The 13,133-nt window shown below is 33.8% G+C and carries 14 protein-coding genes; 9 read left to right on the forward strand and 5 right to left on the reverse strand.

Annotated features, from left to right (window positions below):
- The first annotated feature begins 2 nt into the window (after nucleotides 1-2).
- Nucleotides 3-452: a DUF6376 family protein gene (locus tag ABH957_RS08525; protein ID WP_002135750.1), complete on the forward strand. Its 450-nt coding sequence runs from the start codon at nucleotides 3-5 to the stop codon at nucleotides 450-452.
- 35 nt (nucleotides 453-487) lie between these two features.
- Here ABH957_RS08525 and ABH957_RS08530 read toward each other — a convergent pair whose 3' ends face one another.
- From ABH957_RS08530 to ABH957_RS08540, 3 genes are all read right to left on the reverse strand, one after another.
- Nucleotides 488-826: an EamA family transporter gene (locus ABH957_RS08530; RefSeq protein WP_002135751.1), complete on the reverse strand. Its 339-nt coding sequence runs from the start codon at nucleotides 824-826 to the stop codon at nucleotides 488-490.
- Complete coding sequence (locus ABH957_RS08535) at nucleotides 819-1,160, reverse strand: EamA family transporter (protein WP_002086172.1); 342 nt, start codon at nucleotides 1,158-1,160, stop codon at nucleotides 819-821. Before ABH957_RS08535 ends, ABH957_RS08530 begins: the two co-directional genes overlap by 8 nt.
- A 202-nt stretch (nucleotides 1,161-1,362) precedes the next feature.
- On the reverse strand, nucleotides 1,363-2,364 hold the full coding sequence (locus tag ABH957_RS08540; RefSeq protein ID WP_404456446.1) for a S66 family peptidase: 1,002 nt from the start codon (nucleotides 2,362-2,364) through the stop codon (nucleotides 1,363-1,365).
- A 219-nt stretch (nucleotides 2,365-2,583) separates the two neighbouring features.
- On the opposite strand from ABH957_RS08540, the gene ABH957_RS08545 reads away from it, so the two are divergent.
- Both ABH957_RS08545 and ABH957_RS08550 read left to right on the forward strand, forming a co-directional pair.
- On the forward strand, nucleotides 2,584-3,537 hold the full coding sequence (locus ABH957_RS08545) for a D-alanyl-D-alanine carboxypeptidase family protein (protein WP_404510969.1): 954 nt from the start codon (nucleotides 2,584-2,586) through the stop codon (nucleotides 3,535-3,537).
- A 248-nt stretch (nucleotides 3,538-3,785) separates the two neighbouring features.
- A complete protein-coding gene (locus ABH957_RS08550; RefSeq protein WP_002141347.1) occupies nucleotides 3,786-4,385 on the forward strand; it encodes a nitroreductase family protein in 600 nt (199 codons plus the stop codon).
- Between the two features lie 43 nt (nucleotides 4,386-4,428).
- On the opposite strand, the gene ABH957_RS08555 is transcribed toward ABH957_RS08550, so the two are convergent.
- Nucleotides 4,429-4,599, reverse strand: coding sequence for a DNA mismatch repair protein MutT (locus tag ABH957_RS08555; RefSeq protein WP_404456452.1), 171 nt, complete (start codon nucleotides 4,597-4,599; stop codon nucleotides 4,429-4,431).
- 718 nt (nucleotides 4,600-5,317) lie between these two features.
- Here ABH957_RS08555 and entFM point away from each other — a divergent pair.
- Nucleotides 5,318-6,598, forward strand: a complete 1,281-nt coding sequence (entFM, locus tag ABH957_RS08560; RefSeq protein ID WP_404510971.1) for an enterotoxin EntFM — start codon at nucleotides 5,318-5,320, stop codon at nucleotides 6,596-6,598.
- Nucleotides 6,599-6,765: 167 nt separating this feature from the next.
- Here the strand turns inward: entFM and ABH957_RS08565 are convergent, their stop codons facing one another.
- On the reverse strand, nucleotides 6,766-7,530 hold the full coding sequence (locus tag ABH957_RS08565; protein ID WP_002086164.1) for an alpha/beta fold hydrolase: 765 nt from the start codon (nucleotides 7,528-7,530) through the stop codon (nucleotides 6,766-6,768).
- A gap of 275 nt (nucleotides 7,531-7,805) precedes the next feature.
- On the opposite strand from ABH957_RS08565, the gene ABH957_RS08570 reads away from it, so the two are divergent.
- From ABH957_RS08570 to ABH957_RS08590, 5 genes are all read left to right on the forward strand, one after another.
- Nucleotides 7,806-9,566, forward strand: a complete 1,761-nt coding sequence (locus ABH957_RS08570) for an ABC transporter ATP-binding protein (RefSeq protein WP_404491390.1) — start codon at nucleotides 7,806-7,808, stop codon at nucleotides 9,564-9,566.
- An 86-nt stretch (nucleotides 9,567-9,652) separates the two neighbouring features.
- Nucleotides 9,653-10,330 carry an envelope stress response regulator transcription factor HitR gene (hitR, locus tag ABH957_RS08575; protein ID WP_085310518.1) on the forward strand — a complete coding sequence of 226 codons (678 nt, stop codon included), beginning with the start codon at nucleotides 9,653-9,655 and terminating at the stop codon, nucleotides 10,328-10,330.
- On the forward strand, nucleotides 10,327-11,400 hold the full coding sequence (gene hitS, locus ABH957_RS08580; RefSeq protein WP_404456464.1) for an envelope stress sensor histidine kinase HitS: 1,074 nt from the start codon (nucleotides 10,327-10,329) through the stop codon (nucleotides 11,398-11,400). The genes hitR and hitS overlap by 4 nt, the downstream gene beginning before the upstream one ends.
- 168 nt (nucleotides 11,401-11,568) lie before the next feature.
- A complete protein-coding gene (locus tag ABH957_RS08585) occupies nucleotides 11,569-12,288 on the forward strand; it encodes a 3-ketoacyl-ACP reductase (protein WP_000818985.1) in 720 nt (239 codons plus the stop codon).
- 148 nt (nucleotides 12,289-12,436) lie between these two features.
- The gene (locus tag ABH957_RS08590) at nucleotides 12,437-13,108 is read left to right on the forward strand and encodes an O-methyltransferase (protein WP_404456467.1); all 672 of its coding nucleotides are present in this window, start codon (nucleotides 12,437-12,439) and stop codon (nucleotides 13,106-13,108) included.
- The last annotated feature ends 25 nt before the right edge of the window (nucleotides 13,109-13,133 follow it).

Genomic DNA, 13,133 nt, shown 5'->3' on the forward strand with positions numbered 1-13,133 from the left:
AAATGAAGTTTACAAAAACAATGTTACTTTCAATTGTAGTTTCAATTGGTTTGATGGGATGTTCGCTAGTAGAGGAAGGGAAGAACTCCATAGATTACGCTCAAAAAGCGACAGACTATGTAAATGAAATAAGTGCATTTGCAAATGAAGCGCCAGCATTAGCTGAAAAGGCTGTTAAGGATGGGGAAGCCCGGAAAGAACTAGAAACGAAACTTACTGAAATTAAACAAGATATACCAGCTTTTAATGAATTAACACCACCAGATGTAGCGAAGGATCTTCACCAGCAAATCGTCGGTTATAATGAAAAGTTAAATACATTAATTGATACATCTATGACAAAGATAGAGGAAGGAAAAATGAATGTAGAGCAGTTTAAAAACTCTGAGCTTATGCAGACGATAGAACAAGTTCGTGATTTGAAGGATAAGGTTCAAAATTTAGGGCAATAACAAAAAGATCCGTTTATCATAAACGGATCTTTTTGTTATTGAATACAATAGATGATTACACCAATGACAATAATAATGTTGCCAATGATTTTTCGTTTCGTGATTTTCTCCCCTAGGAAGTACCAACTGAAAATTAAAATGATGATATAACTTAATGATTCTAATGCAGATGCTTGCTTTAATGCCATGCCCTTTAAGGCGATCACATTTAATCCGGCATTAATTACAAATAAAAAGTAGCCGATGATAACATAAGGATTCACATATTCTTTTATTCTAGAATCGTATTGTTGTAAAGTAGCCTTTTTTAATAATATTTGTGAGTAATTGGCTAAAATTATCCCAAATATCAATAATAACATATAACTATTCATCTTTTGTCACCACCACAATTCCGACGATAATAATAGCTGCGCCAAGTATGTGATTCCACTGTATCGTATCTCCAAACAGGAATACTGACCAAAGCATTGACCATAGTATGATAATCCCACGGTGTGAATATGCTCTAGAAATTTCAAAGTTCTTAATGACTTGTTGCCATAGAATTGCATATCCGAATAAAAGTACAACAAGTCCGAAGTAAGCAATAAAAAATGAAATTGATGCAATAGGGAATTGAGATGCCCATTTCATGTAAACCATAATGATAGAATATATCAAGAAGGCCACATGTAAAAATACATAGTTTTTAATAGTTGGTTTCATATATTCACTCTCTTTTACTTTATATACACGTATGTAAACTCGATGTATATAATCAATAGCTTCTTATTATATATAAAAGGCATATTGAAATGATTTTTGTTTATTTCTTCACATTCCAAAATATATAGTATCATGTCTTCTAATGTAAAACAATAGAAGGCAATGCGTAGCTTTAGAGCTGAAAATAATAGAGCTAGTAGAGTTAGATTTTCCACTGTTCTATAATTTGTATCGTTTTATTTGTTGCATCCATCTCTACTTGAATACCTATTGGTAAAGTAATCATTGGATGAGTATGACAACAATCAAAATCGGCTAGAAAAGGAAGTTTTTGATTTTGTAATACTTCTAATAATATTTCGTAAGGTTTTCTATTTGTACCACAATCATCAAATTGCTCATGTTTTCCAAGGATGATACCTGAAACTTTATCAAAAACGCCGTTAATTTTAAGTAATGAAAAACTTCTTTCGATAGTAGCTGCATCTTTTGAGCTATCTTCAATAAAGAGAATGTCACCATCTTGAATAAGTGGCATATAGGGGCTACCCCAAATACCTTGTATAGTATTTAAATTCCCACCAATAATACGTCCAGTAGCTTTCCCACCAATTACTGAAATCCAATTGTTCGGTCGAAGATCTTTTTCTTTCGTTTTTTCTTCCCAATTAATAAATTCATCTGACCAAAATAACGGCTGGTTTATGTTGTAAGGAAGGTGTTGATCAGTTAATAAAGTATCCGCAAAATATTTGTACGTGCAATCTACGAAAGGCTCAAATTCACCAAAAGAAGGAACAAGTGCTGGACCATAAAATGTAGGAATTCCTGTTTTTGCATAAATTCCTAGTAATAATGCTGTTGTGTCTGAATAGCCAATCATTATTTTAGGATTCTTTTGAAAAGTCTCATAATCAATATAAGGTAGTAATGAATTTGAATTCAGTCCCCCAATTGTCGACATGATACAAGAGACGTTAGGGTTTCTAATCAAGTCATTTAATTCATCAGTACGCTCTTTAATGCTCCCGGAGCGATAATAATCATATTGACCTGTTAGTGAACCTTCTAATATATGAAAACCTTTCTGTTCTAAGTATAATTTTGCTCGCTCAAATCTCTTTGGCGAAGTATAGGTTACTGGTGAAGAGGGAGAGTAGATGCCAATTGTATCGCCATATTTTAATGATTTTGGAAGTATCATTTGTATAAATCCTTTCTATTATATAGTGTTTTTGTGGTACGATGTTATTGAATATTCTTATATTTTGTTGTTTTTAGTGTAACACATATGAAAAAGAGAACGAGGTTGAAATTATAATTGCTGTAGATGAATAAATATACTTTTTACCTTGACGATATAAAGTAATTGTTGTTATGGTTAAACATGAGTGTATAAAAGGTTTGCTAAAGGAGTTTTAGAATGAAGCGGTTAAAATGGGGAAGATTAACAATCCTATTAGTAGTAATTCTGGGTATATGTTGGTTCTTTTTCCAAGGGATTCAAAAGAGTGAAACAAAAGTAGATACTCAGCCTTTACAAGTGGCAGAGCTACCTAAAACAGGGCTATCTGAAAAAGTAGTTCCACCAAAATATATACCACCAGAAATTGATGCAAAAGCAGCTATTATTATCGATGCGAGTAATGGAGAAGTTATTTATCAAAATAATGAAAATGAAGCTGTTGCCCCTGCTAGTATGTCAAAAATGATGACAGCATATCTCGTTTTAGAGAGTATACATAATGGGAAAGTCCACTGGGAAGATCCAGTGAAAATAAGTGCAAAGTCGGCACAAACAGAGGGTGCAAAAATCCCGATGCAAGCAAATGATACATTAACTGTTAAGGACTTATATCATGCGTTAATGATTGAATCGGCTAATAATTCGGCTGTCGCTTTAGCGGAACATGTAGCTAAGACAGAAAAAAACTTTGTTCAACTTATGAATGAAAAAGCAAAGCAGTTAGAAATGTCAGATAAAGCTAAATTCGCGAATGCTTCCGGATTGCAGGAGCCCGACGGAAGTGAAACAAAAATGACAGCAGCTGACGTAGCAAAATTAGCGTATCATCTTATAAAAGACTATCCAGAGATATTAGAAGTGACTCACTTACGTCAAAGTCAGTTAGCATTTAATAATGTTAATGTTACAAGCACAAATGAGATGTTAAACAAAAATAATAAAGCTTTATATATAGAAGGAATAGACGGATTAAAAACAGGGTTTACAGATAGCGCAGGGTATTGTTTTACAGGTACTGCAAAACAAGGCGATAATCGTGTTATTACAGTTGTTATGGGGACAAAAAGTAAAATAAAACGTTTTACAGAAACAAATAAATTAATGTCCTATGCATTTCAATTGCTTAATTAGGTGAAGAAAGAAGTAATTTAGATTGTTATAAAAATAAGACAGACAGTTTATTGAACCTTGATTTTGGTGACAATAAACTGTTTTTTTATTCTTTGACGTATAGGAAGTGAAAACTCAAGTGATATCATTTGAGTTTGTTTTTGTTTGTTGATATTATTAAGTTAAGAACTTATTAATAATAAGTTCGAGAGGCATTATATGCTTCGTACATATGATACTGCCTCAAATGAAAATTGGAGGGAATTGTAATGGCAAAAGATTTTTACTCAGCAATTGAAGACAGAAGATCTATTTACGCGATTAGTAAAGAGCAAGTAGTTTCTGATGAAAGAATTCAAGAAGTGATTTATCATGCTGTGAAACATACACCTTCGGCTTTTAATTCTCAAAGTGCAAGAGTTGTTGTATTACTAGGTGAACAACACGACAAATTATGGAATGTTACGAAAGAAACGTTACGAAAAATTGTGCCTGAAAATAATTTTGCACCTACTGAAGAGAAAATGAATGCATTTAAAAGTGGCTATGGAACAGTTTTGTATTTCGAAGATAGTAAAGTAGTAGAAAGTTTGCAAGAGAACTTTGCACTATATAAAGATAATTTTCCTACATGGTCTCAGCAATCTTCTGGAATGTTGCAATTTGCGATTTGGACAGCATTAGAGATTGAAGGTTTTGGTGCTACACTACAGCATTATAATCCGTTGATTGATGAGGAAGTAAAAAAAGAATGGGATGTACCTGAAAACTGGAAGTTAACTGCGCAAATGCCATTTGGTAAACCGGTAGTTTCGGCAGGAGATAAAGAATATCAGCCATTAGAAACTCGTGTGAAAATTTACAAATAAAATAAAAAATAAAAGGTGAACAGAGATATAATCTGTTCACCTTTTATAAGTAGTAAGGATTTTTTTTGTAGGAATTTTTAATCTGATTTTTTAATTTGTTTTTACGTGTTTCAATAGTTGATACTTTTTGTAATGTTATAATTGAAACGAATTGAAAAAAAGCATAGTACAGTTCTATATTTTTATTTATAGGATCATCTATTATGTTTTTCATAAATATATCTCCTTTTTTTATCTCACTATTTGCGGGCAGTAAGGCTTCCATATCAAAATTCAATGATACGTATAGAATACCGACCTGTAAAAGTTCGATTGGTTTCAGTGTGGGGTGAATAAAATTTGTATGGATTAAAATCCTACTTTATATATGATAATACAAATATCCTGAAAATTCCATGGATAGTGAAAAATAGATAGTGGAATGTGTATTTTCGTCAAATTAGAACAGAATTTTTGGAGTTAAATCTTACAAATCGTCAAATCTTTTTAAAAACGATGGATAATATCAAAAAAAGTTTTCTGAAAATATTATACTATTGATAAAAAAAGCATTTTTTGTCATGATAAGAGTATGCTTCATGGAAGGGACTTTACTAGAAAATACATTCTTTGCATTGTATTAGATTAATAGAGTTTTTTAAAGTGGATAGCAAAAGAAAAATATATATTAAGATAATGAGTGGAATGTCGAATTTTCAATGAAATACATAAGAAATTTGAAAAAAGCATTGCAAAAACACACTGTTTAATGATAAAGTTCACATGAAGTTCACACTAAATTCACTTCAATCGTTTAAAATAAATGATGTGTGAAAAATAAAACTCTTGCTAAAAAATGGAACTGGATGAATATTTTACTTTGATAATATTGTAAAGTACTAAGTTTATAGTTTTCTCAAGAGGATAGTAGGGAAAGGAAGTAAAGACAACTTATGAAAAAAGTAATCGCAGGTTTAGCAGCAGCATCTGTAGTAGGTGTAGCAGTTCCTGGAATGGATTCTGCTCATGCACAAGTTTCAAATGATGCGCTAAAAGAAATTAATGGACAAACTCAAACTCAAACGACTGTAACTGAAACAAAAACGGTAGAAACAACTTCTGAATTAAAATACACAGTAACAGCTGATGTATTAAATGTACGTTCAGGTGCTGGTACAGGACATAACGTTATTTCTAAAGTGAAATCAGGTCAAGTACTTCAAGTAATTGGACAAGAAAACGGTTGGTTCAAAGTTAGTGTAAACGGTCAAACAGGTTATGTAAGTGGGGACTTCGTAACAACTGGTGGCAATAAAGGAACTACTACTACTGTTCAGCAAGGAACAGGTACTTACACAGTAAACGTTTCTTCACTTAATGTACGTACAGGCCCAAGCGCGTCTCATACTGTTTTAGGTTCTGTAAATAAAGGTAAAACAGTTCAAGTTGTAGGTGAAGTTCAAGATTGGTTTAAAATTAACTTCAATGGTGGAACTGGATACGTAAGCAAAGACTTCGTAACAAAAGGTGGTTCAGCTGTATCTAACGAAACACAGCAACCAACTACAAACAACAACAACAATACTACTACAGTTCAAACTGGTGGATCATATGTTGTTAACACAGGTGCTTTAAAAGTACGTACAGGTCCAGCTACATATAACCCTGTAATTGGTGGGGTAACAAACGGTACAGTATTAAACGTTACTGGCGCTGAAAATGGTTGGTATAAAATTAACCATAACGGCCGTACAGGTTACGTAAGTGCAGACTTTGTGAAGTTTGTAAAAGGCGGAGTGAACAATGTAGTTACTGATGGTAACGAAGGTACTAATCAAGTACAAAAACCAACAGCACCAACAGGTGGAGATACATCTTCAATCGCTGGATTCGCTAGATCTTTAAATGGTTCACCATACAGAACTGCTGGTACAACACCTGCTGGTTTTGACTGCAGTGGATTCATTCACTACGTATTAAATCAAACTGGTCATAAAGGCGCTCGTCAAACAGTTGCTGGATACTGGAGCTCTAAAACAAAAACTAGCAATCCACAACCAGGTGATTTAGTATACTTCCAAAATACTTATAAATCAGGTCCTTCTCACATGGGCGTTTACTTAGGTAATGGACAGTTCATCAGTGCAGAAACTGACGCAACTGGTGTACGCATTAGCTCTGTAAGCAACTCTTACTGGAGTAAGCACCTATTAGGTTACACAAAAGCATACTAAGAAAAAGTATTTTATATACTTTTCGTATAGAGAAAAGGCTTTCCAGGGAAACTTGGGAAGCCTTTTTCATAGTTGGATAAACTAACAGTATAGTAGTATTTATCCTGCTATTTGCGGGATAATAATCAGCGGGGGATGGACAAACCCCCGCTGATTAAAGTTTCACTTTATGTCAATTTCCCATGCAAAAACTTAGCATATAAATCATGAAAATAGTTTGGACGGAATAAGTTTGCTGCATGACCTGCTAATGGAATTTCTTTATATAAAACGTTCGGAAGAATGGACTTCAAATCAAAGAGACAAGATTTATAGAGATGATCATGTTCTCCCATCACCCATAATATAGGATGGGGAAGTGCTTTTAATTTAGATTTCAAGTCGAATTCTAAGCGATGTCGTAATGACTCAGCAATAATGGACGAGTGTAATTGTAATCCGAAACGGTAATAAATATTTCGTGAAATAACAGCGAACGGATTTGCCCTTAGTATTCCACTTGGAAAAATAGTACTAGCATACTGAGAAAGCCAAGATGAATATTCATCACCGCGTTTTTCCCAAAATTTCTGAAAAACATTATATAAACGGGAAGGGTTATTATAATGTCCACCAATATGACAAATACTCAATACTTTTTCTGGATGCATTTGTGCAAATGTCGTAGAGATATAACAGCCATAGCTTAGAGCACAAATATGAGCCTTTTTAATTCCCTCTTTTTCATACAAGTTCAATAATTGATCTACGAGGCGCTGTATTGAAAAGTCGATAGCTTCTCCTTTATCGTCGCCGTGACCTAATAAATCATAAGTTATAATGTTGTAGGAGGCAGAAAATCGTTTATGCTCTTTTTTGAAGGCGCGGCGATTTCCAACTAATCCATGAATAAAAATGATTGTTTCCTTTTCGGAATGTTTATTTGTTTGCAAAAAGGATACTCCTTTCAATGCTGGAGATTTATATAGTGTTTTAAATTAGCTAATTGATAAAATTAGTTATATATTTTCTATGCGTAGTCTATAATTTACATAGAATAATAATAAGTACCAGGTAATAATATCAGATATTTATACTTGTTGTAAAGATGAGTTTATATGTATATTTTGTAAAATTAGAAAAAAGTGTGTTTACATTCAGTTTACATTTATAGCGTATTCTAGTTTTAGAAAGAATAGTTTTGTTTATAACGAGGAGATGAACGACAATGGAAGTTAGGAATACAGAAAAGAAAAAAGGGAATTGGAGGCAGTTTTTACGTCTCATTCAAGATACAAATCCACCGAAAGGCATTCTTATTTTTGCATTAATAATGAGCTTACTTTCTACTGGAGCGAGTTTGTTTATTCCAATGCTGACAAAAGGTTTAGTTGATAATTTTTCACTTTCTTCAATTAGTACGGGACAAATTGTTGGATTAATTGCATTCTTTATTATTCAAACAATTGCTGCAGGATTGTCAATTTATTTACTGAATTATATTGGACAAAAAATTGTAGCTGGACTTAGAGAACGATTGTGGAAAAAGGTACTTATTTTACCAGTGTCTTATTATGATCAAAACAGAACGGGAGATACAATTAGTCGTATGACAAATGATACAGGTGTTGTTAAAACATTAATTTCTGAGCATTTGTCAAACTTATTAACAGGCGGTATCTCAATTATTGGGTCATTAATTGTATTATTTGTTTTAGACTGGAAAATGACAATTTTACTTTTAACGGTTATTCCATTATCGGTACTAATTTTAGTTCCACTTGGACGGAAAATGTATAAGATTTCAAAAGCACTTCAAGATGAAACGGCTTCTTTTACTAGTGTATTAACACAAGTACTATCAGAAATTCGTTTAGTAAAATCTTCAAATACGGAAAAAAAAGAATATGAAACAGGTAATACAGGTATCCAAAAATTATTGCAATTTGGTTTGAAAGAAGGAAAAGTGCAAGCATTAATTTCACCTGTTATGTCGTTTGTTTTAATGGCATTGCTTGTTATTATCGTAGGGTATGGTGGAATGCGAGTTTCTAGTGGTGCATTAACAACAGGTGAACTTGTAGCATTTATTTTGTATTTAGTTCAAATTATTATGCCGATGAGTCAGTTATCTATGTTCTTTACTCAGTTCCAAAAAGCAATTGGTGCAACCGAAAGAATTAATACGATTTTAGAATATGAAGTAGAAGATCATGAAACAGGTATGAATGTTATAAATGCGAAGCAGTCGATCGTTATTGAAAATGTACATTTTGAGTATAACGAAGAAGAGAAAGTGTTGGAAAATATCGATTTCACGATTGAATCTGGAAAAGTAACGGCGATTGTAGGACCAAGTGGTAGCGGAAAAACAACTTTATTCTCGCTGTTAGAACGTTTCTATGAGCCAACTAGTGGTTTCATAAAATTAGGGAAAGAACCAATTACAGCATATTCATTACAATCATGGCGACGTCAAATTGGTTACGTTTCACAAGATAGTCCGTTAATTGATGGAACGATTCGTGATAATATTTGTTACGGTGTTGAGGGTGAAGTGACGGATGAAGAAATTGAAAAAGTAGCAGCGATGGCGTATGTTGATGCGTTTATTCATGATTTACCAAGTGGATACGCAACAGAAGTTGGAGAGCGTGGTGTGAAGCTTTCTGGAGGGCAAAGACAACGAATTGCGATTGCTCGAGCGTTACTACGAAATCCGCAAATCCTTATGTTAGATGAAGCGACTTCAAGTCTTGATAGTAAATCGGAATCGGTTGTTCAGAAGGCGTTAAATAACTTAATGAAAGGTAGAACAACTTTAGTTATTGCGCATAGACTTTCTACTGTTGTAGATGCAGATAAAATTATCTTTATTGAAAAAGGGAATCTTACAGGAAGTGGCTCACATGATGAGTTATTACGGACACATGACATGTACCGTGAATTTGCAATGCAACAATTGAAAATTAAAGAAGGAGCATTATAGAATGAAAACAATCAGTGAAGGGGCACTTCACTGATTGTTGATTTTAGAGTGCCAAAAAGTATGTTAAGCAGAAAGGATATGATTCCTTGATACCCAAAATTTTAATTGTAGATGATGATCCGCACATTAGAGAACTTGTTTCTGTATTTTTGGAACGAGAAGGTTTTCAAACATATGAGGCCGTTGATGGATTAGATGCTCTTCGAAAAATAGAAGAAGTGAAAGTCGATATGGCGATTCTTGATATTATGATGCCAAATATGGATGGGTTTGATTTATGTTATGAATTAAGAAAATACTATGATATCCCAATTCTTATGCTGACTGCTAAAGGTGAAACATCTCAAAAAGTAAAAGGATTTCACCTCGGAACAGATGATTATCTTGTAAAACCATTTGATCCTTTGGAATTAGTTGTGAGAGTGAAGGCATTATTGAAACGTTACCAAATTACAGTATCGCAATCTATTCAAGTTGGGAATGTACTGTTAAATCGTAAAACATTTGAAGTTAACGCCGGAGAACAAACGGTGACGCTGCCGCTAAAAGAATTTGAGTTGCTCTTTACATTAGGATCTAAAGCGGGAAGAACTTGTTCAAGAGAGCAATTAATAGAAGACGTATGGGGATATGATTTTGAAGGGAATGAACGCACGCTAGACGTTCATATTAATCGGTTGCGTGAAAAGTTTCAAGAAGAGCTATCGAAGTTTAGTATAAGGACGATAAGGGGCTTAGGGTATCGCTTAGAGGTAAGTAAATGAGAAAAAGAGAAAGAATGAGTAAGATAAAGATGTTAAAAGTAATAGGGGCGATAGTAGCGCTCTTTGCTTTTCTTACTATAATTTGGTCAATAGCCTTTTTTGTATCGTCTAGTCTAATGAAAGCTTTTGAAATAAACGTATCGCCTTTTATTAGTTTTCTAATTAGTGATATGGTCGGCTTTGTTTTTATCGTTCTTATTTGGACATTAATCGGGATTTTAATGAGACCGAAGCGAGAGGCGATGATTTGGACGATCATTGAACCGATACAAAAAATTGCAAAAGGGGACTTCTCTGTAAAAATACGGAATGAAGAAAAGTATGATGGCGAAATTGGTGTGCTTGTAAAAAGTATTAACGATATGACGGATGAACTTAATGCAATGGAGAAAATGAGACAAGAATTTGTATCGAATGTTTCTCATGAAATACAGTCGCCATTAACATCTATTAAGGGATTTGCTCGAGCACTACAAGATGATAATCTACCAGTTGAAAAAAGAAAACATTATCTTACTATTATTGAAACTGAAACAACGCGATTATCTAAATTGAGTCAAAATTTATTGAAGCTAACACTTTTAGAGTCAGAGGAGTATTCACCAGAAAGAGCCACTTATCGATTAGATCAACAGTTGAAACAAATTGTGTTAAATAGTGAGCCTCTTTGGGATGAAAAAGGACTTGAGTTAGATCTCGATATGGATAAAGTGTGTGTTACTGCAGACAAAGAAAGTATGAGCCAAGTATGGATTAATTTAATTCATAACAGTATTAAATTCACACCAAATGGTGGCACGATTACAATTCATTTAAAAGAACATAAGGAATTCTTGGAAGTAAGTATTCATGATACGGGAATTGGTATATCCGAAGAACAGAAACAACATATTTTTGAACGTTTTTATAAAGCGGATTCTTCACGAAACCGTGCTTATGGAGGAAGTGGATTAGGTCTAGCAATTGTAAAAAAAGTACTCGACCTTCATCAAGGAAAAATAAAAGTTGAGAGTGTAGAAGGAAATGGTACAGAATTTATTGTGCGTATTCCAAATCATGAAGAAAAATAGTGTTAGAAGGAGGCCTTCTAACACTATTTTTCTTTAAAAATGCATTTACCATTACTATAGTTACCTATAAGTAACCTACGCACATAAAAGTGCATCATTGCCTTTTTACATAAACATAGATACACTTTTAATATAATAAACAACTGAGAAGATTAAGGAGTGTTACACTTGGCAGAATTATTACAAGGAAAAAATGCTTTAATTACAGGAGCAGGTAGAGGGATTGGTCGCGCTGTAGCGATCGCATTAGCGAAAGAAGGCGTAAATGTTGGTCTTTTAGCTCGTTCAGAAGAAAACTTAAAAGCAGTTGCGAAAGAAGTAGAAGCAGAAGGCGTAAAAGCTGTTATTGCAACTGCTGACGTATCTTCATATGAAGAGGTAACTACTGCAATTGAAACATTAAAAAACGGTTTAGGATCTATCGATATTTTAATTAATAACGCTGGTATTTCTAAATTCGGTAAGTTTTTAGAATTAGACGTTGCTGATTGGGAAAAAATCATTCAAGTAAACTTAATGGGTGTATACTATGCAACTCGTGCAGCTTTACCAAGTATGATTGAACAACAATCTGGTGATATTATTAATATTTCATCTACAGCAGGACAAAAAGGTGCACCTGTAACGAGTGCATATAGTGCTTCTAAATTTGGTGTTCTTGGTTTAACAGAATCGTTAGCAATGGAAGTTCGTAAACATAATATCCGTGTAACAGCTTTAACTCCAAGTACAGTAGCAACTGACATGGCTGTAGACTTAGGATTAACTGATGGAAACCCTGATAAAGTAATGCAAGCGGAAGATATTGCAGAGTTTATCGTAGCGCAGCTGAAATTAAATAAACGTACATTTATTAAATCAGCAGGACTTTGGTCTACTAATCCGTAAGGGATAAATTTATAAACAAAAGAAGGGATATCTATTCTGTAATGGAGTGGGTGTCCCTTCTTTCTTTTTGTTTATAGGACAGAATTTTTGGTATAATCAGATGTGAATGGTAGAAAAGCATTGGAAAATTGAAGGAGATGGTATTTACATGAGTACAATTGAGAAATGGACGGCTGTTGATCAATATATGAGTGATGTATTAATACCAAAAGATTCTACATTAGAAGAAGTTCTTCAAGCAAACGTTGCAGCTAATTTGCCAGTACATGATGTATCGCCGACTCAAGGGAAGTTTTTACAACTATTAGTACAAATTCAAGGAGCACGTAACATTTTAGAAATTGGCACTCTAGGCGGATATAGTACTATATGGCTTGCAAGAGCATTGCCATCTGGAGGGCGAATTGTTACATTAGAAGCAAGTGAAAAGCATGCTGAAATTGCACGGAGCAATATTGAACGTGCCAATTTGAATGATAGAATAGAAATACGAGTAGGATTAGCGTTAGATTCTTTAAAACAAATAGAAAATGAGAAGTATGAACCATTTGATTTTATTTTCATAGATGCGGATAAACAAAATAACCCTGCTTATTTTGAATGGGCAATGAAGCTATCACGCCCTGGTACTGTAATTATTGGGGATAACGTAGTACGTGAAGGAGAAGTTATTGACAATACTAGCAGCGATCCTCGTGTACAAGGGATACGTCGTTTCTATGAGATAATAGCTGCTGAGCCACGTGTAAGTGCTACAGCGCTTCAAACTGTCGGAAGTAAAGGATACGATGGATTTGTAATGGCAGTCGTTAAAGAATGATGTAAGGAGATAAGTGGAATGAAAA

Source organism: Bacillus sp. RC242 (assembly GCF_044908245.1).
Lineage (GTDB): Bacteria > Bacillota > Bacilli > Bacillales > Bacillaceae_G > Bacillus_A > Bacillus_A mycoides.